Origin of the sequence: Acinetobacter lwoffii (assembly GCF_052078135.1) — a bacterium.
GTDB lineage: Bacteria > Pseudomonadota > Gammaproteobacteria > Pseudomonadales > Moraxellaceae > Acinetobacter > Acinetobacter lwoffii_Z.
The window spans coordinates 1-22,537 of the sequence record NZ_JBQGUZ010000028.1; the positions used below are offsets into that span (position 1 = coordinate 1).

Annotated in this window: 21 protein-coding genes, 4 tRNA genes and 1 pseudogene; 15 read left to right on the forward strand and 11 right to left on the reverse strand. The window is 43.2% G+C overall.

The annotated features are described in order from the left end of the window. A pseudogene (locus ACTL4S_RS14420) lies at nucleotides 1–89 on the forward strand (IS5/IS1182 family transposase); the annotation flags it as partial. Nucleotides 90–284: 195 nt separating this feature from the next. On the opposite strand, the gene rnr reads toward ACTL4S_RS14420, so the two are convergent. Then, entirely contained in the window at nucleotides 285–2,732 is a 2,448-nt protein-coding gene (gene rnr / locus ACTL4S_RS14425; protein ID WP_441299575.1) for a ribonuclease R, read from the reverse strand. 262 nt (nucleotides 2,733–2,994) lie between these two features. Between rnr and ACTL4S_RS14430 the strand changes: the two genes are divergently transcribed. The 5 genes from ACTL4S_RS14430 to ACTL4S_RS14450 all read left to right on the forward strand — a co-directional run bounded on the left by ACTL4S_RS14430 (nucleotide 2,995) and on the right by ACTL4S_RS14450 (nucleotide 4,391). Continuing rightward, a tRNA-Ser gene (locus ACTL4S_RS14430) sits at nucleotides 2,995–3,084 on the forward strand. A 16-nt stretch (nucleotides 3,085–3,100) separates the two neighbouring features. Next, nucleotides 3,101–3,177, forward strand: a tRNA-Arg gene (locus ACTL4S_RS14435). Between the two features lie 49 nt (nucleotides 3,178–3,226). Continuing rightward, nucleotides 3,227–3,303, forward strand: a tRNA-Arg gene (locus ACTL4S_RS14440). A gap of 118 nt (nucleotides 3,304–3,421) precedes the next feature. Further along, nucleotides 3,422–4,027, forward strand: coding sequence for a dihydrofolate reductase family protein (locus ACTL4S_RS14445; protein WP_313564520.1), 606 nt, complete (start codon nucleotides 3,422–3,424; stop codon nucleotides 4,025–4,027). Between the two features lie 287 nt (nucleotides 4,028–4,314). Then, nucleotides 4,315–4,391: transfer RNA gene (locus ACTL4S_RS14450), tRNA-Arg, on the forward strand. 105 nt (nucleotides 4,392–4,496) lie between these two features. On the opposite strand, the gene ACTL4S_RS14455 is transcribed toward ACTL4S_RS14450, so the two are convergent. After that, a complete protein-coding gene (locus ACTL4S_RS14455) occupies nucleotides 4,497–5,795 on the reverse strand; it encodes an SRPBCC family protein (RefSeq protein WP_441299576.1) in 1,299 nt (432 codons plus the stop codon). A 158-nt stretch (nucleotides 5,796–5,953) separates the two neighbouring features. On the opposite strand from ACTL4S_RS14455, the gene ACTL4S_RS14460 reads away from it, so the two are divergent. Both ACTL4S_RS14460 and ACTL4S_RS14465 read left to right on the forward strand, forming a co-directional pair. After that, nucleotides 5,954–6,451 (forward strand): YcxB family protein, encoded by a 498-nt coding sequence (locus ACTL4S_RS14460; protein ID WP_004281456.1) that lies wholly within the window; start codon nucleotides 5,954–5,956, stop codon nucleotides 6,449–6,451. Nucleotides 6,452–6,488: 37 nt separating this feature from the next. Then, nucleotides 6,489–7,130 carry a fumarylacetoacetate hydrolase family protein gene (locus tag ACTL4S_RS14465; protein WP_441299577.1) on the forward strand — a complete coding sequence of 214 codons (642 nt, stop codon included), beginning with the start codon at nucleotides 6,489–6,491 and terminating at the stop codon, nucleotides 7,128–7,130. A 52-nt stretch (nucleotides 7,131–7,182) separates the two neighbouring features. On the opposite strand, the gene ACTL4S_RS14470 is transcribed toward ACTL4S_RS14465, so the two are convergent. Further along, nucleotides 7,183–8,004 (reverse strand): AraC family transcriptional regulator, encoded by an 822-nt coding sequence (locus ACTL4S_RS14470; RefSeq protein WP_441299578.1) that lies wholly within the window; start codon nucleotides 8,002–8,004, stop codon nucleotides 7,183–7,185. Between the two features lie 104 nt (nucleotides 8,005–8,108). Between ACTL4S_RS14470 and ACTL4S_RS14475 the strand changes: the two genes are divergently transcribed. Together ACTL4S_RS14475 and yddG are read left to right on the forward strand one after the other, a co-directional pair. Next, a complete protein-coding gene (locus ACTL4S_RS14475; RefSeq protein ID WP_441299579.1) occupies nucleotides 8,109–9,047 on the forward strand; it encodes a DMT family transporter in 939 nt (312 codons plus the stop codon). Continuing rightward, nucleotides 9,044–9,931, forward strand: a complete 888-nt coding sequence (gene yddG / locus ACTL4S_RS14480; protein ID WP_441299580.1) for an aromatic amino acid DMT transporter YddG — start codon at nucleotides 9,044–9,046, stop codon at nucleotides 9,929–9,931. Before ACTL4S_RS14475 ends, yddG begins: the two co-directional genes overlap by 4 nt. Before the next feature lie 28 nt (nucleotides 9,932–9,959). On the opposite strand, the gene ACTL4S_RS14485 is transcribed toward yddG, so the two are convergent. Further along, entirely contained in the window at nucleotides 9,960–11,207 is a 1,248-nt protein-coding gene (locus tag ACTL4S_RS14485; RefSeq protein WP_004645086.1) for a YihY family inner membrane protein, read from the reverse strand. A gap of 113 nt (nucleotides 11,208–11,320) precedes the next feature. Here ACTL4S_RS14485 and wrbA point away from each other — a divergent pair, with 113 nt between their 5' ends. Beyond that, entirely contained in the window at nucleotides 11,321–11,917 is a 597-nt protein-coding gene (gene wrbA, locus ACTL4S_RS14490) for an NAD(P)H:quinone oxidoreductase (protein WP_253112448.1), read from the forward strand. 47 nt (nucleotides 11,918–11,964) lie between these two features. Here wrbA and ACTL4S_RS14495 read toward each other — a convergent pair whose 3' ends face one another. Beyond that, the gene (locus tag ACTL4S_RS14495; protein ID WP_171054336.1) at nucleotides 11,965–12,372 is read right to left on the reverse strand and encodes a hypothetical protein; all 408 of its coding nucleotides are present in this window, start codon (nucleotides 12,370–12,372) and stop codon (nucleotides 11,965–11,967) included. 847 nt (nucleotides 12,373–13,219) lie between these two features. Here ACTL4S_RS14495 and ACTL4S_RS14500 point away from each other — a divergent pair. The 3 genes from ACTL4S_RS14500 to ACTL4S_RS14510 all read left to right on the forward strand — a co-directional run bounded on the left by ACTL4S_RS14500 (nucleotide 13,220) and on the right by ACTL4S_RS14510 (nucleotide 15,555). Beyond that, on the forward strand, nucleotides 13,220–13,597 hold the full coding sequence (locus ACTL4S_RS14500) for a hypothetical protein (RefSeq protein ID WP_005249935.1): 378 nt from the start codon (nucleotides 13,220–13,222) through the stop codon (nucleotides 13,595–13,597). Beyond that, on the forward strand, nucleotides 13,591–14,796 hold the full coding sequence (locus tag ACTL4S_RS14505) for a CsgG/HfaB family protein (RefSeq protein WP_441299581.1): 1,206 nt from the start codon (nucleotides 13,591–13,593) through the stop codon (nucleotides 14,794–14,796). Before ACTL4S_RS14500 ends, ACTL4S_RS14505 begins: the two co-directional genes overlap by 7 nt. Nucleotides 14,797–14,880: 84 nt before the next feature. Beyond that, entirely contained in the window at nucleotides 14,881–15,555 is a 675-nt protein-coding gene (locus ACTL4S_RS14510; protein ID WP_005101144.1) for a hypothetical protein, read from the forward strand. Between the two features lie 312 nt (nucleotides 15,556–15,867). Here ACTL4S_RS14510 and ACTL4S_RS14515 read toward each other — a convergent pair whose 3' ends face one another. The 3 genes from ACTL4S_RS14515 to ACTL4S_RS14525 all read right to left on the reverse strand — a co-directional run bounded on the left by ACTL4S_RS14515 (nucleotide 15,868) and on the right by ACTL4S_RS14525 (nucleotide 18,091). Next, a complete protein-coding gene (locus ACTL4S_RS14515; protein WP_004732222.1) occupies nucleotides 15,868–16,443 on the reverse strand; it encodes a xanthine phosphoribosyltransferase in 576 nt (191 codons plus the stop codon). An 88-nt stretch (nucleotides 16,444–16,531) separates the two neighbouring features. Further along, a complete protein-coding gene (locus ACTL4S_RS14520) occupies nucleotides 16,532–17,245 on the reverse strand; it encodes a DUF3108 domain-containing protein (protein WP_071850839.1) in 714 nt (237 codons plus the stop codon). A 159-nt stretch (nucleotides 17,246–17,404) separates the two neighbouring features. After that, nucleotides 17,405–18,091, reverse strand: a complete 687-nt coding sequence (locus ACTL4S_RS14525; RefSeq protein WP_441299582.1) for a hypothetical protein — start codon at nucleotides 18,089–18,091, stop codon at nucleotides 17,405–17,407. A gap of 263 nt (nucleotides 18,092–18,354) precedes the next feature. Between ACTL4S_RS14525 and ACTL4S_RS14530 the strand changes: the two genes are divergently transcribed. Then, the gene (locus ACTL4S_RS14530) at nucleotides 18,355–19,212 is read left to right on the forward strand and encodes an energy transducer TonB (RefSeq protein ID WP_171260775.1); all 858 of its coding nucleotides are present in this window, start codon (nucleotides 18,355–18,357) and stop codon (nucleotides 19,210–19,212) included. A 183-nt stretch (nucleotides 19,213–19,395) separates the two neighbouring features. On the opposite strand, the gene ybeY is transcribed toward ACTL4S_RS14530, so the two are convergent. The 3 genes from ybeY to miaB are packed head-to-tail and all read right to left on the reverse strand — an operon-like array spanning nucleotide 19,396 to nucleotide 22,472. Then, the gene (ybeY, locus tag ACTL4S_RS14535) at nucleotides 19,396–19,878 is read right to left on the reverse strand and encodes an rRNA maturation RNase YbeY (protein WP_441299583.1); all 483 of its coding nucleotides are present in this window, start codon (nucleotides 19,876–19,878) and stop codon (nucleotides 19,396–19,398) included. Nucleotides 19,879–19,900: 22 nt separating this feature from the next. After that, entirely contained in the window at nucleotides 19,901–20,977 is a 1,077-nt protein-coding gene (locus tag ACTL4S_RS14540; protein ID WP_004732214.1) for a PhoH family protein, read from the reverse strand. A 37-nt stretch (nucleotides 20,978–21,014) separates the two neighbouring features. Beyond that, entirely contained in the window at nucleotides 21,015–22,472 is a 1,458-nt protein-coding gene (gene miaB, locus ACTL4S_RS14545) for a tRNA (N6-isopentenyl adenosine(37)-C2)-methylthiotransferase MiaB (RefSeq protein ID WP_005248171.1), read from the reverse strand. Nucleotides 22,473–22,537: the final 65 nt, after the last annotated feature.

Here is a 22,537-nt window from a genome sequence, read left to right on the forward strand (position 1 = left end):
TGACAAGCTCAAAAGAAATTATCAAAGTTCTGTTGCTTTAGCCTGTATATTTTTATGGCTACCTTTATAGGGTTAATTATGAACAGTAAATGTCAACAGACCCTAATAATTTGTGGTTGCTGATCGGATTTAAATACTGCGTAGGTTACGAGCAGAGCCATAAGAGAAATGATTAATGTTAGAATATTAATAACTTCCAATTTATAATTCCTTTTTATTTCTAGTTAGTATTTTGATTATGAATAAAAAAGAGCGCCATAGCGCTCTTTTTAAACCATCAAAAATTATTCAGTCTTGGCTTTTGCATTCGACTTTTTCTTTTTGACCTTGGCCTTTTTCTTTACTTTATCTTTAACCTTTGCTTCAGGCTTTCCTGCAGATGGTTTAGCAGACTTTTTACTGTAAGAGCTGGGTTTTCCTTTTCCTTTTTTGCGTCGTATGGGTTGTTCTCCATCGGCGCTCAAGTTGGATTTAGATTCACGTTCATTATTGCCAAACACTTCTTCTGTCGCTGCTGGACGTGATACTGGTTTTTTCTCACTCACGCGCGGTGCACGGGCACGAACTGCACGGCCGGCATGACTGAGTTGTTGCACCAGTTCAAAATCGATCTTACGTTCTTCCAGATTGACACCGGCAACCTTGATTTTGACTTCATCACCCAGACCAAAGACCTGACCACGGTTCTGGCCGATCAGATTCTGGCTGCTTTGATCAAAGACAAAGAAGTCATCACCTAGCTGGCTGACATGCACCATACCATCGACATACAGATCTTTTAACGTGACAAACAGGCCAAATTCTGCCGTTGCACTAATAATGCCGACAAATTCTTCGCCCAGATGCTGCTGCATATAATGACATTTCAACCAGGTCGTCACCGAGCGCGACGCTTCATCTGCACGACGTTCTGTGGCAGAGAAATGGTCACCAGCTTCATCTAAAGCACCGCCTGAAAGCGGAGATGGCTTGTTATTTAAATGTGCTTTGATTGCACGATGCAATAACAAATCCGGATAACGGCGAATTGGTGAAGTGAAATGTGTATAGGCTTCATAAGCCAGACCATAATGGCCTGCATTACTCGCACCATAGTAAGCCTGCATCATGGAGCGTAATAACACGGCATGAATACTTGGTGCATCAATCCGTTCTTTGGTCGCTTCAATCACCGCCTGATAATCTTTCTGAGTCGGCTGTTCCGGGAAATTCAAACCCAGCAGCTTGACGAAGTCACGGACTTTCTGGATACGTGAGAACTCTGGTGGCTCATGCACACGGTACAACATTGGCATTTCATTTTTCAATGCATATTCTGCGGCTGCCACGTTGGCCAGCAACATACATTCTTCAATCAGCTTATGCGCATCATTACGGCTACGCGGCAAAATTTCTTTAATTCCGCCCAGTTCGTCGAAGGTCATGTAAGTTTCGACGGTTTCAAATTCCATGGCATGGCGTTCAGCACGTAAACTTTTAAGAACTTGATAAAGCTGGAACAGGGTGTTGATCGACTTGCGAACTTCACGGTCTTCGGTAATGGCTTGACTGTCACCTTCCAGATACTGTGCGACCTGATCATAGGTCAAACGTGCCTTGGAATGCATAACAGATGGATAGAACTCAAAACCGGTAACACGGCCAGCACGTGACAGTTTTAAATCACAGACCATACATAGGCGGTCAACATTCGGATTTAACGAACACAGGCCATTCGACAATGCTTCAGGCAGCATCGGTAAAACAAAGTGCGGGAAGTAGACTGACGTCCCGCGTTCCTGCGCTTCATCATCCAGCGGTTTGCCTGGACGCACATAATGGCTGACATCGGCAATGGCTACGACTACACGATAACCACCGCCGGGACGTTTTTCGGCATAAACGGCATCATCAAAGTCACGTGCATCTTCACCGTCAATAGTAACTAAGGCTAAATCACGCAGATCCACACGACCCTCATGGTCTTTGGCCGTTGGTTCTTTAAAGCTCTCGGCTTCTTTAACAACTTCTTCCGGGAATTCATAAGGCAAACCATATTCTAAAATGGTTTGTGGAATGATGATTTCAGTATCGGCCTTGTCTGCCATGGACTGCACAATATGCCCAGTCGCGAATTCTTCACGGGTCGGATAGGTATCAATCGCCACACGAATCGAGTCACCCAGATTGACTTGGGCATGTTCAATCAGTTCTTTTTCAAGGGTAATTGGCTGATGTGCATTCGGGTTGGCTGGCTGGATAAAGTATTCACCATCATACTCTGACACTTTACCAATGATCTGTTTGACACGATGCTGCACAACTTCAGTAATATAGCCCCAGGCCTTACCTTTACGGTCTACCGAAGTCTGACGCACTTTAACGCGGTCACCATTAAAGACCAGACGCAGTTCACGCTCAGCCAATAATAAGTCGTCCTGGCCAGAAATGTTGGCAGTTCCCATCCCTCGGGAATTGATATAAACCGTCGCTTCGGATTCAGGTTGCTCGACGGCAATCTGAAACTTGTAGCCATCTTTCATCAGTTGCCCGTCACGCACCATCGCAATTAAACGATGGCTCAGGGCATCAATACTTTTTTGATCTGCAATTTCAAAATGTTCGACCAAGTCTGCATGGGACTGGGCATTGTTCTTTTCGATGGTTTCTAAAATGAGCGTGCGGCTAGGGATAGGGTTGTCATAACGTTCGGCTTCAGCTTTTGCTTCAGGATCGACCCAGTTTTTCATCATGTCTTTAAATTTATCTTAGGAGATAGGTTTAGCATAAAACATGTGTGCGCAGACTGCACGTAAATGATTGCAATAATCCATTTAAGTTTTCAATTTTCTGTTAATTTTCGATAATTGGAAATTTATGCAGTTTTTTACTATCAAAATGCACGAAAAATCGAGGAATTGCTTAAAAAGTATTTAAACGAGCAAAAATATGCACTTTTTTTTGATGCTGCGCTTGCAGTGCCATGCCGAAATTTGTATTATGGCCGCACGTTACGGTGAGATGGGTGAGTGGCTGAAACCACGTCCCTGCTAAGGACGCATACGGGTAACTGTATCGAGGGTTCGAATCCCTCTCTCACCGCCACGCTTACTTACGTCGCGCGCTCATAGCTCAGCTGGATAGAGCACTTGGCTACGAACTAAGGGGTCGGGAGTTCGAATCTCTCTGAGCGCACCAAGTAAGTTAAGCAGAAAAAACGTATTGCCAACCGAGGCACACAAGTTACGCGCTCATAGCTCAGCTGGATAGAGCACTTGGCTACGAACTAAGGGGTCGGGAGTTCGAATCTCTCTGAGCGCACCAACTTGAACAATTAACCGCACATGTTGCGGTTTTTTTGTGCCTAAAATTTACAGAAACACCAGACATCACGTGCTAAAAATAAGTCTCAGGCGAGTGAATAAAAATAAAGGCAGTCGTGATGAGAAAAATCATTGTCCAGGAGTTTTTGACCCTCGATGGCGTGATGCAGGGGCCCGGCGGCCCGGAAGAAGATCTATCTGGTGGTTTTCAATATGGTGGCTGGGTGGCACCGTATTTTAACGGGGAACCTGATCCGGCATTTGATTTCATTATGCAAAAATGGATGCAGCCCTCCGATATTCTTTTAGGGAAACGTACTTTTCAGATTTTTGAATCTTACTGGCCCACACATACTGAAGACTGGCTGGGAATTAATGACGTCAATAAATATGTCCTTTCTACCAGTCTGGAGGATTCCGACTGGCAAAATACCCTTTTTCTGAAAAGCATTGATGAGGTAATCAAGCTTAAAGCATCAGGAGAGGGGGATATTCGAGTTTATGGCAGTGCTGCAGTGGTACAGGCGCTTTTTAAATATGAGCTTGTGGATGAACTTCGTCTGCTGACTTTTCCAATCATTCTGGGTGTTGGCAAACGCCTGTTTAGCCATGAATCAATACCCGCCGCTTTTCAATTGATAGATCATCTGGCTAGCTCAAATGGTATTGTGTTTACGCATTATCAAAGAGCAGGAGCAGTAAAGACTGGAACAATAGGCGAGTGATAAAGAATACAAGGGTGACGGTCGTTTTATATTTGAATTCTATTCTGGCTAAATACTTGGTTGAGAATACTTAAGGCTCCCCCATTGCGTGGTGCTGGAATTTTTTGGAAAAAATAGCTTTTTAGTTGAATTAATTAAGTGCTTTTAGCTCTAAATCCGCAGAAGTTTTCAGCAGAAAACTATAAATTCTGATGTATCGTTTAATTACTGTACATTCAGTTGTGATTTTATTAAAAAACACTTAACAAGACTGAAAAAGCTCGTATAATGCACCCCATCAAGACGTCGCGCTCATAGCTCAGCTGGATAGAGCACTTGGCTACGAACTAAGGGGTCGGGAGTTCGAATCTCTCTGAGCGCACCAATCTTGATAAGAATTCTGAAAAAACCGCACGTTGATGCGGTTTTTTTACGTCTGTGATTTTTAACTATTTTTCATATAAAAAACCAATAACTCTCTGCTTCCTGCTCATCTTAATTTCTGCTGCACTTTCAGTGCATAAACGGTATTACCACCCACTGCTGGTAAAATATCATGATAGGGCATGCTACGCATGGCTCTTAATAAGAACGGCGCCTGATCGTGAATTTTCATACTGCTGGTGATTTGAAATAAGGTACCTTGTGACTGCGGCAATAAGCGCATACCACCTTTCACAAACTTCAAGTCACCGCCATTGGCATTGAACTGGTTTTGCAGGGAATCAGGTTGGTAAAAATGCATCTTAAAATTAAACGGGATCTGAATCACGCCCAAACCCACCGACACCTTATAGTTGGCATCTATATTCTGAGTATTGACCGGATTCAGTTCGACTTTCTTGATCTGCCGAGGAAAAAGCTGCTGCGTCGCTTCAGCCGCTAACCACGGTCGCAATTTTTCGACCGGATGCGCAAAATATTGATAGGTGCTGCTAAATCTTAAATTTTCTGAGGCTTTTCCTTCTTTGACCTGATAGCTCGGTAAAATGAAACTGACCGGTTGCCCTGATTTTTGGCTGATCTGGGCAATTTTTTGTAGCTGTTGAGGGTTGAATCTCATCTGCGGAATTGGAGTTGCTAGTGCCGGTGTATGATCGGTTTCAAAGCGCTGTTGTAGTGCTTCCAGTAGAAATGCATTGGTACTCGGCGGAATGCCGAGTTTGGCTTCAGGCAGCGCATTCAGGATTTTACTGAATAAAAAGCCTTTGGGCTGATTCAGGTCGCCCCATTGGGTGACAGTCACCAGCGTTTTATGCGGACCCAGTGCAAACCATTCCAGTTTTCCCGCACCATAGGGAATTGGCGCATCAATAATTAAGGTGCTGATGCTGTTTTCACCCAGATGATGCTGCATCACTACGGTTTCTTTAAAGTTCAAGACTGGAATCGGGGTCGGGATATGAACCTGATATTTAACCTGCTGAATCGAACCCTGCTGCTCCAGCACTTTGGCCGACTTTAAGGTCGGAAACAGGCCGACATAATTCGGATAATGGCGCAGCAATTTTTCGACCTGAGCTTCAGCTACCGGTAATACCACAGCCGCACTATAAAACTGTGTCTTGCTGGCTGCATTACTGTTTAAGGTGGGAAGCTGGGTTTTACTGGTTGGATGCGCATAAATCAGAATCCGCTCGCCGGTTAATTCTGCCAGTTGCTGGGCATTGCCTTGATAAGCACTCAGACTGCTTGGTATTTCGGCATTCCAGGCAATGATTTTGGCCAGTGCTGGAGCAGAAGCTGCCAAACAAACACCGATGAGCATGCATTGCTTTAATCCTTTCATTCAACATCCTGTTGCGTATTTTTTGTTTTAATTGCTGTTTATTTAAAACCAAATGCACGTATTTCCAAAGCAAAGTTATGTAATTGATGCGACAGGCCATAAGCGCTATGGATATTTTGGTATAGTATTGGGCAAGATTTTATTTTTGATGTGATGCTATGACTGAGTCAGCACCGACTTTATCGACCCGTTATTTTCTGACTTTAGAAGAATCTCAGGATGGTTTTGCCCTGGCGACGTTTGGCAAAAAGCAGATTTCACGTTTTCTGACCCCTTTGGTCAGTATCGGGATCATCATCTGGGGTTTCTCGATGGGCTTTGATGGCGTCGGACGTTATTACGTGGCTTTGGGTGCATTCTTCCTGATTCTGCAAGGCATCATGCGTTACTGGTTCCTGCCGATGATGTTTAAACGCCAGTTTGTTAAATATCAGTTTGGTAAAAGCGAACAGGGTATTGATTTGTATCAGGACTATGCGGAAATTTTTACCAATGATCGTAGCAAGCTGGTGCCATATAGCGAAGTGCAGAATTTTGCTGTTGGTAAACTGACTTATATGCTGGAATTGAAAAACCGTACCGTGGTTATTGTGCCGAAGCGTGCATTTAAGGACGGCACTGAACAGAGTATGTTCGAGCATACATTTAAAAAATAATTCAGATATCTATAAAAGGAAAAGGGAAGTTTTGATCATGAGCACACGTCCATCCAAAATCGTTTGTGTGGGTCGCAGTTATGCCGATCATGCCAAAGAACTCGGCAATGCGATCCCTGATCGTCCGGTATTGTTTATCAAGCCACCGAGTGCCTTAAGTTCGCTCGAAGCAGGCATTGAGTGGAATCCGGAATGGGGCAATTGTCATTATGAATGTGAACTCAGCTTGCGTATTGACCGGACTTTAAGCAAAGAAAGCGATCCTCTGAAAGCACTTGAAGCTGTGGGTGCGGTGACTTTAGGTCTGGACTTAACTTTGCGTGATTTACAGGATGATCTCAAGAAAAAAGGCCAGCCTTGGGAACGTGCCAAAGCCTTTGATGGCTCTTGTCTGTTGTCGGATTGGGTACCTGTCGCCGATGTAGTCACTGACTGGAAAGATGTGCATTACACACTGCAAGTCAATGATGAGCTGCGTCAAAAAGGTGATACTGCTTTATTGATTTTTGATATTGCGACCTTGCTGGCTGACATCAGTCAGGTCTTTACTTTGGAAGAAGGGGATGTGGTGATGACCGGTACCCCGGCAGGTGTTGCAGCATTGCATTCAGGCGATCAACTGAAAATGACCCTCAAAGGGCAGTCTCAGGATTATGTCTGGACGACTTTTGTGAAATAACCAAGATTTTGAATCAAAGGAGCCTATTGGCTCCTTTTTCATATGCATCATTTTATTCATTAACAGTATAACGTTTGCGAAATTGATCTGGGGTGCTTCCCATCCAGCGTTTAAACATGTTGATAAATGCCGAGGCATTGGCATAGCCCAGATCAAAGGCGATGCTTTCAACGCTATGACCTGCATTTAATAAAGACATGGCCTGCATCACTTTCAGGCGTTGCCGCCATTCATGCAGTGACATTCCCAGTTCTTTCTGGCTATATCGCGCTAGCGTCCGCTCGGTTAAATTGACGCGTTCGGCCAGTTGCTGCAGCGAGCTTTGATCTGCCGGATGCTGATGTAAATAATCTAAAATCTGTTTCAGCAATGCATGTTCTGAATGCGGTAGATAACTGCTGACCAGTTGGGCTTGCTGGAGCTGATCGAGCAGTACCTGTAGCAGACGCTGATATTCAGCTGAATTCTCGAGTGCTGGATGGTCTTGCTGATGCAGTTGTTTCAGGTGGGTAAATAAAGCAGTGACCAGAGGCGCACTGAGCAAGATACCCGGTTGAGTAGGGAGTTGGCTGCATAGTGATTCATGCACATACAGGGTGCCATGAGAAACCGCGGTACGGTTCAGACCACGATGCTGTAAATTTGGCGGGAGCCAGATGCCGTGAGGTGAAGGCGTCACATAATTTATATGATTAATATTCACTTCCATCACGCCATGAAAAGCATAGACAAATTCTCCCCAGGCATGGCCATGCAGCGGATAAATAGATTGCGCAGGATCCTCTCTAAAACTGATCCAGAGTGGTGCTTGAATCAGATCATGGGTCGGAAGTTGCTTGAGCGAAGCTGAATCTGCTTGGATTTTTTTATGCATCACCGAAATTGCCTGAATAACACCATCATTTGTCTGTTTTGAAGTATATCTTTTATTTCTGACACTTTTATAGTGTACTTTCCAAATGAGCAATAGGACCGTATGTGAGCCAGCGTCAGCCGTTAGATGCCAAAGCATCTGTCATCATGTTTGTATTATGTATGTTGTGGGGTTTACAACAGGTGGTACTGAAGTGGGCCGCCAGTGATATTTCAGCCCTGATGCAAATTGCTTTGCGTTCAGCCTTGTCTACCCTGATGGTTTATCCCTTGATTCAGCAGAGCGTGCGCCGTCAACTCTGGAATGCACGCTATTTACCTGCAGGATTGCTGGTCGGTGTGTTGTTTGCAACCGAATTCTATCTGATTGGTGAGGCACTGCGTTATACCTCAGCCTCGCATACGATTGTTTTACTCTATACCGCGCCGATTTTTGTGGCTTTGGGTTTGCACTGGAAATTGCCGGCAGAGCGTTTGTCAGCTGTGCAATGGGGCGGAATATTTCTCGCCTTTAGCGGAATTGTAGTCAGCTTTCTGTTGCGTCCACAAACGGGGTCAGGTCTACAGACTGATGCCTTGTGGGGAGATTTTTTGGCTTTGCTTGGCGGCGTATTCTGGGCAGCCACTACAGTCAGTGTACGTCTGAGCCGGCTGGCTGAAGCGCCTGCAACCCAGACTTTGTTCTATCAATTATTAATGGGTGGAATCCTGTTATTGCCTCTGGCTGTTCTGACTGGGCAAGCAGCTATTCAATGGACGGTGTTGTCTATTTCCAGTCTGGTTTTTCATACTGTGGTGATTTCCTTTGCTAGTTATCTGATCTGGTTCTGGATGCTGAAACATTATCTGGCATCGCGGCTGGGGGTGTTTTCCTTTTTGACCCCTGTATTTGGCATGTTGTTTGGGGTGCTGATTCTGGATGAACACATCGAAATCAATTTTATTATCGGCACCTGTATGGTCATGCTGGGCGTGATTCTGGTGAGTTTGCAGGGATGGCTGAAAAAACCCAATATCAATAAAACCATTCAAGAGCAAGCATGAAAATCTGGTCTGTAAATTTAGCAACCTGGATTGGTCTGTCTTCTATTCTGATCTGGGCCAGTCTGGTCGCTGTAGTGAAACTGATTACTGAATCCACCAGTGCAGTGCAGGGGATTGCTTTAATTTATAGTTTTAGCAGTCTGGCGATTCTGGCATTCACCAGCTTTCCAAAAATCACGCAAATGTCCAAGCGTTATCTGCTCGGTTGTGGCGCTTTATTTGTGGCTTATGAGATTCTATTTCTGGTTGCTGTGGCATGGTCGGATAATCGTGAACAAGTGATGCTGATTGCCATGATTAATTATCTGTGGCCACCCTTGATGATTATTTTTTCGATTTTTGCCCGACAGTTACAGGCCCGCCTCTGGGTAATTCCCGGCTTTCTGCTCGCCGTAATGGGACTGATGCTGGTGGTCAATCCAGAAATCACTAATCTGCCGAAGTTTATGCAGGCTTTAGCTGAAAATCCTTGGGCCTATGGCTTTGCCTTTCTCGGCGCTTTGTTATGGCCTTGCTACTGCGTTCTAACTAGGACCTATGGCCGCGGACAAAATGGTGTACCGATTTTCTTTTTGGTCGCTGTAATTAGCTTATGGTTCTTACATTTAGGATTAAACGAACCTTTTATCATGCCCACATTCAAGCTATGGTTGGGAATTGCAGTGGTGGGTAGTCTGATTGGCATCGCCTATAGTAACTGGAATCAGAGTATGCAGTTCGGCAATATCAAGGTGCTGATTTTAGCCACCTATTTTATGCCGATTCTTTCTTCGGTCATGTCAATGCTGATTCTGGATGTCAGACCCGAACTCAGTTTTTGGATCGGGACGGGTTTGGTGACTGCAGGCGCTATAGTCTGCTGGAAATCTACCGCTATCAGTTAAAAAAATCCTCTCAAGCGAGAGGATTTTTTTATTTATGTCGGAACAGTTCGGACAATGGAAAATTGAGTTTTTCTTCCAGATATTGATCGGTTTCCTGTAATCTAGGTGAGAAATTTTGCATCCAGATGTCATCAGTCTGGGCATTGGTGAGATGGTTTTTGCGTGGCAGTGGATAGGGTAATTGCAGATAAAAATTCCAGAAGCTGACCTGATCCAGATCACGAACCAGCACATATTCATTTTCATCGGTACGTTTGATTAGATTCTGCTTTTCAAACATGGCGACATAGCTCGGCCAGCGTCCAATTTCATCTCGGCCTAAGACCTCAAGTGCTTGGGCTTCACTGATGCTTTCACCAGTTTTCTGCTTTTTATAAAATAATTCTAACAGATCCAGCAGCATGACGATGGGATGGCGTTTATTGTCCTGCCCAGATTCAAACGCCGTCAGGGCATAGCTGATTTCAACCCCCAATAACACAATAATCCACGACAGATAAATCCAGAGCAGGAAAATCGGCACGGCGGCGAAGGCACCATAGACGATCTCATAGCTGGTAAAGTTTGACATGATATAGCCAAACAGATTTTTCAGCAGCTCAAACACCACGGCACTAAACAGACCGGCAATAAAGGCAGATTTAAGCGGTACACTACGATTCGGGATGGTCCAGTTCAAAATGAAAAATCCGAGTACAGTCAAAGAAAATGAAATAGCCCAGAGAACAAAGGCACCATCCAGCTCATAACCGGCAAAGTTATTGCTGAGAATGCTCATGGATGCCACGGTCGAGGAAATCACAAACGCACTGCCGAGTAAAATCGGCCCCAGCGAAATAATGGTCCAGTAACGCATAAAGCCCATAATTCCGCCCCGCGTTTCAGTCACGCGCCAAATGCGGTTAAACACCGTTTCGATACTGCTGAGCATCAATACTGTCGTCACAAACAAGAACAGAATACCAATGATGGTGAGATTGCTGGATTTATCGGTAAAGGCATTCAGGGCCTTATCAAAGGCAATTGTAGTTTTGGGTAAAAAATTACTATAGATCAGTTGTTGCAATTGCTGCCGCGCAGGTTCCAGCGCTTTAATGGAAGAGATAATTACCAGAAAAACCGTCAGCATAGGCACCACCGCAAACAGGGTAGTGTAGGTCAGGGAACCTGCCTGTTCGCGACAGCGGTCTGCTTCAAAGCGTCGAAGTACAAATAAAACAAATTGAAACCAGTGTTTTTCATAGAAAGGTAATTTCTTTAAATACTTAACAATCATCTGCATCCAATCTCAATTTTTTTAATCATCATGAATTTTCACCATCAGCTTAACCAAAAAACTTGCAAAGTATCGTATAGTTTTATTTTTTTAAGTAATGACTAAGAACCATGATGCAACCTTATGTCCTTGTTTTATATTACAGCAAATATGGCTCAACCAAAGAAATGGCGCATTTAATTGCCAATGGAATTGAAGCGACAGGCGTGGCAGTAAAAATCAGGACAGTTCCAAATATATCCAGCATGGTAAAAGTCGCTGAACCGAGTATTCCGGCAGAAGGGGATATTTACTGTACTCTGGATGATCTGGCGCAGTGTGCCGGCCTGGCGCTCGGTTCACCGACCCGTTTTGGTAACATGGCTTCTGAAATGAAATATTTTTGGGATCAGACTACGAGTCTGTGGCTGAATGGAGCGCTACACGGTAAACCGGCTTGCGTGTTTACGGCATCAGGTTCCATGCATGGTGGACAGGAAAGTACTTTGCTGACCATGCTGCTGCCGTTGTTCCATCATGGCATGATGATCATGGGGCTTAGTAACGCAACACCTGCACTCTCGAATACCAAAACTGGTGGCACACCTTATGGTGCTAGTCATGTCAGCGGCCCACGGCATGATCAGGGCTTGAGTCCGGATGAAAAAATTCTGTGTGAAGTACAAGGCAAGCGTTTAGGTGAAGTGGTACTGAAACTCAATCGAGTCTGAAAAACACTCACAGGAAATGAAGGATGAACTTCATTTCCTGAATTTTATTAGGCTTCTTTTTGATCTTTTTGATCTTTTTGATCTTTTTGATCTTTTTGATCTTTTTGACTAAATCTGTATTTGCATTTCAGACATTGATAATCCTGAAACAGATTACGGTCGACAGAAACCCCGGCTTTTTTCCCCAGAAAATTACCGACCACACCGCCGGTAATTCCGACACTGATTGCACCGACAAAAGTGCCTACGGTTCCGCCGACAATCACACCTAAAGGTCCGGCTACTGTACCAATTGCAGCGCCAATCGATGCACCCGAAGCAGCGCCACCTACAGTCCCTGCAGTTGCACCCGCTGAACTCATGAGAATGCCGCCAATTTTCTTTAAATTCTGTTCATGATCGCGCTGTTCGATATCAGCTGAGCCACATTTAGGACATTGCATAGATTGTTCCATCAAGGATTGAGATGTGCTTGTTTTAGGTTTGTCGGGAATAGGATGTGTGCCCTGATCAGCACTTATTCATAACATACAACAACACACTAGATAAGTTTTGAATTCGCAAATCAGAAACATTGCATACTCACTTGATTCTAGTTGAGTTCACGCTAAAACATTGTATTTCAGCTGTAAATATATGCCTTCTTGGTTGATTAACGCAATTCTTAACCTGTCATTGAGGAAATGGCAAATCTCAAGATCATCAGAAATGTTCTTTTCTTATCAGTCTAAATATTGTGCTCTTAGAAAGACTATTTTGGGATTCGAGATGAAAAAGGAAGGGAAGTCGAAAAATATGCAAACGAGTTCTTATCGGGGCTATTTAAATTTTTCAGCCAAAATACACCTGAATATTGGCGTTTCTTTATAAGTAATCTTTATTGTGATTGATTAATTGTATTTTAAATAAAGTGTGACATTTATCCTTATTAAATAGAAGTTCTAATAAAATAAAAATTTACGACTTTTAAAATATAAAAAGTATAATAATTCTAATCTTTATTAGATAAATTTTTGATTATTGATAATATAAAAAATATATTATCTTAATCAAGTTTTTTGGATGAATTTTATATTCAAAAAAAATTTATATAATGATTTCTTACAAATCACAAATAATAAACAAATATATATTAATTTAATAAAAACAATAATTTATATTTTTAAGTAAAACAAAAAAATATGTGAATAGGGATATTTTCTACATTTTATAATTTTATGTGATTTAATATTTTTCAGATAAATTTAATCTTACTTAAACGAAAAATTAAATAAATATCTTAAATCAGAGGATATTAAGATTATGAGAATATTAGTTATCAATCTGGGTTTATTAGGTTTATGTTTTCTGAGTAACGCTTATGCCACCTCTGATGAGTGGACTCAGCGTTGGAAATCATCCAGTGCCCGTTCCAATGAGAATATAGTTCAAGCGAACCTAATCGAACTTAAGGAGTCCGACTATTATTCTGGATTAGGTAAAACCACCGTTCATAGCACTTCGACCACTTCCATCGGTACGGTAAATACCCCGACCAATAATATCAATGTAGAGGGTACAGACAATAATATTGATATTACGAGTGAGTTGTTGAATGAAGCACCAGTCAATTCAAATACCAATCAAAATCCTCAGCGCTGTCTTAATTTGAGTAACAGACCAGGAGAATCACAATGCTGAACTTCTCCTTGACCAGAAGAAATATATCTTTCGTAAGTGTCACCGTCCTTTTTAGTTCTTTTTTAACAGGCTGCACAGGTTTAGCACCTTCAAACCAGAAGCCAGTTAGCCTGGTACAAGGCCCCCCTATTACCGATATTTTTACGCCTTTTGATATGGCTTTATCCTGCCTAAAAGGACAATTACGTAATGATGTGAGTTTCTCTGTGGGGGCAATTCTAGATCAAACCGGTAAGGATGTGGTGACCAATGGGGGGAGCGGAAAAATGGTGACCCAAGGTGCGGGAGATATGGTGCAATCTGCCTTGTTTCAGGCGGGGGTGAGCTTAATGAACCGGCGTGATCCCCGGATTATCGAAAGCGAAGCCAAGTGGGGCATTCGTGATCCAAGACAAATCCAGGCCTCTGATTATTATGTGACAGGCAGTATTAACAGTCTGGATTTTATTCCGGGTGGTGGTTTTGATATGCAGATCGCTGGTGTTGGCCCGAATTATAGTCAAACCCGGATTATGGTCGGTCTGGATTTATCTCTGACAGATACCCGCAGCAGTAAAGTCGTGGGCAATGTTTCATTGCAGAAACAAATCGCTGCACAGGATTATGGCTTAAGTGCAGGCAGATTCGCTGGTCGTACACTCTTAAACATTCAGATTGGAAAAGGAGAACGCGAGGCAACTAACTTTGCCTTGCGACAAATGTTGAATCTGGCCACTTTTGAATTGCTGAGTCAGGTTGTCCCACCCGCCGTATTTGAAAGCTGTCGTGCACAGATACCGCCAGAGTTCGGTCAATTGAACTTAACCCGAAGTTCTGTTGCACTGCATAAATACAAGAAAAACCAGCAACAAAATAATACAGCTTCAAGCAGTGCTGTTCAGGAGTCAGTCTCAAGCCAGGCAGACTCATCTAATGAAAAAAATAAGTCAACCAACTCACCGAGCAAAGATACGAAACCGCCAAAACAGAAAGAGTCCGAGGTGATTCAAAACCCTGAAGCAGAGCCTGAAATGAGCAAACAGGACTTGATTAAATATATTAGCAAGAAGCAGCATCCACCTTCTTCAAATGAAAAGAATGAAGAAAAAGATACTCAAGAAAAGGCTGATAAAGAACAAGAAGATGAAAAAAACACAACGCTATGGGAGGCCAATCCTGAGGTGGTCGAAAATTACTGGTCTAGCACCCAGCGTGATTAAAAATATTTAAAAATGGGCTCGCTCCCATTATAAGAAGGAGTACTTAGCGAGAGGTACTTCAAAACAAAAGTAGGAAGAACAACGATGAAAAACACGATCAAAACAATCGCTTTATCCGTCGCCTTTCTGTCTAGCGCAGGTATGGCATATGCCCAAGGAGATGAAACACCTACTGACGTCACCGTAGATACAGGCTTGCAAGCTACCTTGGATTCTATTTCTCAGCAGGTTGAAAATGGTTCTGCTTTGAATCTTGCAGTGAATACAGGTGATGTTGATGCAAGCGTTGATTTAGAAGCAATTGCAGAAGCTACAAGAGAAGCACCAGAGGCCATTAGTTCAATTGAAGGTACAATTGAAACTACTGCGATTGGTGCCGCGAATACAGGTAGTATCAGTATTGAGCAGGGTAGCTACAATAAGGTGGTATCAGACATATCAGATGCCACGGATAACTACGACTACAGTGCAGTAACCAGTGCAACTAATAATTCTGAAACTCTAGAGGAGCTATCAGAGGTTTCGGATAGTTCAGATATCTCGGAAGTTATAAGTTCGACACTGAGTACTGACTATAGTGAGGAAATCAATGAAACTTTAAGCAATTATAGTGTCGCGAACATTGCTTATAATGCGGGTGCTATTGATGCATCTGTAAGTGCTATTTCAGAAGGAACTCAAACTGCTATTAACAACAGCATCACAACTACCGCTATCGGTGCTGTGAATAGCGGTAGTATCACTGTGACTGTTAAATAAACTCTTTTTTTCGAGGTAAACACAGGCCTAACTATTGGCAGATAGTTAGGCCTCTTTATTTTATAATAACATCCACATAAATTGTTGTTTATTCATCGGATAAAAAATTACTTATTGTTTGACACTCCTTATTTCAGAAATTGAATAGCCTGGAGCTTAAGATTAAGCCATTTATCTAGGATCAAATCTGGAAGAATAAATAAGAATTTAGGCTGAGCTATAGCCGAGTTTTGGATATTTTAAATTTATATCATCAGAAAAACACAATAAAAAAAGAGCGCATCAGCGCTCTTTTAAAATTCATTGGCGAGCTTAGTCGCGAACAAATTCAACTGTGCCATTTGTCAAAGACTTTACGCGTGCCAGTGATTCCACACGGTAGCCTTTTTCAAGCAGCAGGTCACGACCTGGCTGGAATGATTTTTCAATCACAATGCCAATACCGACTACTTCTGCATTTGCCTGGTGGATCAGGTCTGCAAGACCTAAAGCCGCTTGACCATTAGCCAGAAAATCATCGATCACTAAAACCTTATCGGTTGAGCTGATGTGTTTATTTGAAATCGCGATTGTGCTTTCAGTCTGTTTGGTAAATGAAAAGACTTTAGAACGATATAAATCATCTTTCAGGGTGAGAGACTGGTATTTACGTGCAAAGATTACAGGTACGCCAAGCTCTAGGCCGGCCATTACGGCAGGTGCAATACCTGATGCTTCAATCGTAATAATTTTGGTAATACCAGCATCCTTAAACAGACGCGCAAATTCTTGACCAATCAGTTGCATCATGACTGGATCAATCTGATGGTTTAAGAAAGAGTCTACTTTCAAAACTTCTTCAGAGAGGACGATGCCTTCAGCCAAGATTTTCTGTTCTAGTGCATGCACGGGAGAATCCTCAAGAGCAGGTGCTTTTTCAAGCAAAAGCGTATTGTAAAAAGCACCCGGAAAAAATCAAGTGAAATTCGCCAAAAACTTAGTTGCTTGCACCTTTATAGTCAGTTAACAGTAAACCATAGGAGGTTTTCTTGTCGACATGCGAAACTTTGACTGGAAGATAGTCAAGTTTTGGTGCCAGCCAGAAAATGGTTTCACGACCTGGTTTGCTGTGTTTCATCACCACTTTAATGGTATTAAAGGATCCGTATTTGGTACTTATAGTCTCTGAACCCTGTTTGACAAACTTGCGGCCTTCAACTTCTTTAGCATCAGCGATGTAGTAATTTGCTTTCAGGCCTGAATTTTTTAAATCTTCACGGATCTGCAATTCCGCATTCAACTCATCCAGAACATCTGCTCTCCAGGCAAAAGAACGTTTTTCATCATCTTTCTTGGTACTGATAGTTTTGCTGGAAGGATTGAAATTAATACTCATGGTGTTGTTATGCACCAGCACTTTACTGCTGCGACTGAAACTGCTTGAGCCGATCTTGCCATTATTAAAAGTAAAGCGGCTGGTTTCGGTTGCAGAGGCAATACCTCCGGCTTTTGCAGCAAAGACATAAGTCCAGTTATTGCCAGATTTGCTTAAAGTCCGCGTTGCAGAACCCATATTCTTGCCATTATAGCTAAATTGATAACTGGCTTGGAAAGGAGTCATGGCAAAAGCTTGGCTAGAAATACCAGTGAACAGTATCGCGCTGCTCAGACCCGTGGTCATCACTAAAGTTTTGAATACAGTCTTCGCCATCAGTTATTTTCCTATATTGATTCAACGGGCAAAACATATCACTTATTGCACCCTTTATTATTTGGGCAAAATATGGAAATTGAAGGGATATTTCTGCCAAAAATGTATATTTCATGTAGTTTTATGGAGCTTTTGTTCAAAAACTACGTTCGGCATGATTTAAGAAGGATCTTTCTGTTTGATGGGGGTGACCCGGTTGTCATCCATCTTGTCTTCATCCCAGTTCTCTTCCTGATCTTGGGAAAGTTTTCTAAACAGGGCGGCCAGATTGACATTACCAATCACCACCAGTTCGGCTTCACGAAGTACTGCGTGATTCACATGAACTTTGCCCAAGGTATCAATGACCGATCGGCTTTTACCTAACCAGCGATTTAAATCTAGATAAAGCAAGTCATCGATGACTTTAATTACGCCCAGTTTTTCCAGAATCATTCCCAAAGGATCTTTATTCAAGATACGTTGATAGAAGAACAAGCCGAAACGCACGCCCAGTTTATACAGCATATTTGGATATTTGGCTTCAATCAGCTGAGTATCACTAATTTGCTCGAACACGATCAACTGGGTGGTTTTATTCAATTCCATCTGTACCAGTTTCAAATCAACCGATAAAGTGACAATCAGGCCTTTATAATCCAGTGTTGCATACAAACGCAGCCAGTCTTCGTGTAAATCTGCATGTAAGTCTTTTAATGCATCGACATTGTCTGTGACAAAGCGCTGAAAGGTTGCATTCAGGAAGACTTGCGATAAGGGAAATTCACGCTCATCTTCAATAAATCCTTCCGCCCTCTGATACAATTGGCGGATTCGGTTGGAAATATTGGAAATTAGCGTTTGCATACTGAAGCGTCCTGGCAACTTTATTTTTGACTCGGGATGTATCTTGTCGAATTGTATGAAAAATACAAGCGTTCATGCTTGAAGTTTAGCAAAATAAATAGCACCATTTTTATAGTTTTAGTTATGTAACGTTGAAGATTTGATGGGTTTGGCATTTTAAAAAGATAAATGACGAATCCGTTTATTTTTAATCTTTCAAATACTTTTTTGGGGAGCTGAACTCATTATTGAGTTTAGGCGAATGTGAAAAAACGATGATACTCATGCCTCTGGTCAGAACTTGGTGGAAAGATCCAGTGTTTAGCAGTGCGTTGCTTGCCGCAGGCATTCTGCATTTGATCGTGCTGACACTGGAATTTGGTATGCCGCAAGATCGGGATACCAGTACCAAAGAAATCGCGGTCAGCTTGCGCCAAACTGATGAAAAAATTGAGCATGCTGATTTTCTGGCCCAAACGGACCAGCAGGGTTCCGGCCAGTTTAGAGAAGCTCATCGCATGTCGAGTGATATGCCATCGCCGTTAATGGAGCAACATGCAGGTGAAGAACTGCAAGAAAGTCTAGATATGCTGCAACAGCAACAGGAACTCAGTTTTGAAGAAAAAGTCCTGATGACCACCTTGAGTTGGCAAAAGCAGGCGGAAGAAAATCAGCGTAAAAAAATGCAGGAGCAATTACAGAGCCAGTTTCAGGCCAAAGCGGCCATGGTCGCCAGTCTGGAAGCGCAATATTTACAGCGTCAGCAAAATTTCAGTCGTCAGCAAAAAATTAAGACTGTGGATGGTATTCAGTCCAAGCAGGATGTTTCGGCCGCCTATCTGGAAAAGTTCCGCGAGAAAGTGGAATTTTATGGTAACCGCTACTATCCGGAAGCAGCCAAGCAGCAGAATCTGGCAGGGGAAGTGCGGCTGATGGTGATCCTGAACCAGAATGGCGGAATTCGTGCCATTCGACTGATTGACAGTTCAGGACATGCCATGTTGGATGAAGCAGCCAAAGCTTCCGTGCGTAAGGCAGCACCATTTGGTGCTTTCGACAGTAAAATGAAAGAAATTTCCGAACTACGGGTGATTCGTACCTGGCGATTTGATCCGGCAGAAGCAGAATTTGAGGTGCGTTAAAGTTGATATTTACCAAGACCTCTCCCTAACCCACTCCTAATAAGGAGAGGGAACTATATCTATAATGTTTAACAATCATAGGATTCTAATGAATGTTCTCCCTCCCTCTGGGAGGGAGTTAGAGGGAGGGCAACTTTCAATAAAAAAAAGCGAGCCTTGGCCCGCTTTTTTTATGAAGAAATTTTAGTTTTGTTCCAGATAAGGATTTTCAAAGCCCAGCTTGGCCAGAGTTTCGATTTCAATGCCTTCCATTTCTTCAGCATCTTCATCTGAATTTTCATGATCATAGCCCATTAAGTGCAAGGTGCCATGAACCAGCATATGGGTAAAGTGAGTCAAAGGCGCTTTGCCCTGTTCACTCGCTTCACGTAATACCACCGGAATACAGATCACCAGATCACCAATGGGAAATGCATCCAGAAACTGCGCCATTTCATCTGGAAGCTCACTCGGGAAAGACAGTACATTGGTCGGTTTGTCCTTGTCTCGATATTCCAGATTAAGCTTATGACTTTCGTCATTGTCGACACAGGCAATTCCAATTTCGCAATCACTTTGAGTGCCAATATGACGTAAAGTGGTTTCTACAACTTTTTTAATATAGGCACGTTTCAGCACCAGTTCAGGCGACTGAAAGTCCTGTTGTAAGGAAAGACTAAGTTTCAACACAAATCCTTAAGTTTAAAGCTTAATGCTGTGCGTCTGCCGCAGCATCATTTTCAGCGATCAAGGCATCCTGACGTGCTTTACGTTCGGCACGTGCTTCAGCACTTAAACGCTGCTGTTCACTGTCCCAGCCTTCGTAGGCTTCGACAATTTTCTGTACCAGCTGATGACGTACCACATCACGCGAATGGAAACGGGTGATATGAATTTCAGGAATTTTATCAATCACACGCAAGGCATGTGACAGACCGGATTGCTGACCACGCGGTAAATCTACCTGAGTTACGTCGCCGGTAATCACGGCACGTGAACCAAAACCTAGGCGGGTCAGGAACATCTTCATCTGTTCTGGGGTGGTATTCTGCGCTTCATCCAGAATCACGAAAGAATGATTCAAGGTACGGCCACGCATATAAGCAAGCGGAGCCACTTCAATCACCTGACGTTCGATCAGCTTGGCCACTTTTTCAAAGCCAAGCATTTCATACAGCGCGTCATACAAGGGACGTAAATAAGGATCGATTTTCTGGGTTAAATCTCCCGGCAGGAAACCGAGTTTTTCACCGGCTTCAACCGCAGGACGAACCAGCAGAATGCGCTGGATTTCATTGCGCTCCAGCATATCCACTGCAGCTGCAACGGCAAGATAGGTTTTACCTGTACCGGCAGGGCCAATACCAAAAGAAATATCACTTTGCAGAATGCGCTGTACATAGCGTTTCTGGTTGGCACCACGCGGGTTGATCCGGCCTTTACGGGTTTGCAGCCAGACATTGTCCAGCCCCGTATGTTCCTGATCGTCCAGATCTTGCTGAAGTTCACGGTCAGTCTGGCTGCCCTGAATCATCAGATGTAAAGTATCTGCACTAATCTGCTGACTATGTTCAGATTCTTCATGAAGACGTTGCAAGAGCATTTCGGCTCTCTCAACGGCATCGATTCCACCATCAATAATAAAACTTTCTCCACGATGGGAGATTTTGACGTCTAAACGTTGTTCAATTTGCTTCAAATGGCCGTTATAGGCACCTAACATGGCTTGTATACGGTCCATCGAAATTCCAGGAAAAGCTACTGTACGTCGAATCGCTGCAGTCAAGAGTGTTCCTTATGAAGTGTGCGTTATATGCTCTACATTACGCCACGTCAGGCTCAAGATTCAAGAGTTCACCGTAAACTAAATTCAAAGTTTTAATTTCGGTAATTTCAATCTCGGCAAAGCGGCCTACCCAGGCAGGGTCACCAATAAAGTTAACATAACGGGTATTGTCCGCCGTACCGACCAGAATATTCGGATCTTTATCAGAAACTTTTTCGATGAGTACACGCTGGATGGTCCCGAGCATGGCATCCGTCTTGTCAATGCTTGAACGCTTAATCCATTGCTGAACTTTGGCCAGACGTTCTTTTTTCACATCTTCAGAAATCGTATCTTCCAGTTCTGCCGCAGGCGTACCCGGGCGTTTTGAATAGATAAAACTATAAGAGTGGTCGAAATCCAGATCCTGAATAAACTGATAAGTCTCTTCAAAGTTTTCATCTGTTTCACCCGGGAAGCCAATGATAAAATCTGAAGATAGGTGCATGTCAGGGCGAACTGCACGTAACTTTTTAATCTTTTCGATATAGACATCAATGGTGTGGTTACGCTTCATCGCTTGTAACACATCATTGGAACCGCTTTGTACCGGCAGATGCAGATGTGAAACCATTTGTGGCAGGTCACGATAGCACTGGATCAGATCATCATTAAATTCCAGGGGATGCGAGGTGGTATAGCGAATACGGCCAATACCCGGAATGTCTGCAACCAAACGCAGCAAATCGGCAAAAGTACAGATATTACCTTCAAAAGTTTCACCACGATAACCATTCACGTTTTGACCAAGCAGTGAAATCTCACGCACGCCTTTTTCTGCCAGACCGGCAATTTCAGCCAGTACATCATCCAGTGGGCGAGAGACTTCTTCACCACGGGTATAAGGTACCACACAGAAAGAACAATACTTAGAACAGCCTTCCATGATCGAGACAAAGGCTTTATAACCTTCTACGCGAGGTTCTGGCAGAAAGTCAAATTTCTCGATGTCGGGGAAGGAAATATCCACCAGTTTGATTTTTTCTTTTTTCGGCTTTTCAATCTGTTCAAAATGCTGATCCAGCATTTGCGGCAAACGGTGCAGGGTTTGTGGGCCAAAAATCATATCAACATAATTGGCACGTTTCTGGATGTTATCGCCTTCCTGAGACGCCACACAACCACCGACACCAATAATCAGGTCAGGATTTTTATCCTTTAGTTTGCGCCAGCGGCCCAGCTCGGAGAAGACTTTCTCCTGTGCTTTTTCACGGATCGAGCAGGTATTCATCAGCAGAATATCGGCATCTTTAGGATCGGTGGTCAGCACATAGCCATGAGAATCGCCTAACAGGTCTGCCATACGGTGACTGTCGTACTCATTCATCTGACACCCTTGTGTTTCGATGTACAGTTTTTTGACTGAGGCATCGCTAACTGGGGTGTGCGCTGGCTGGGTAACAGTGTTTTCTGAGGCAGCTGAGGCACCATTCGGAATGAAGGTTTGAACCGTCATGTAGGCTCCTACAAGGTAATACGTTGAAAGAGTGAACGAACAGCCTGATTGATGCATCAAACAGG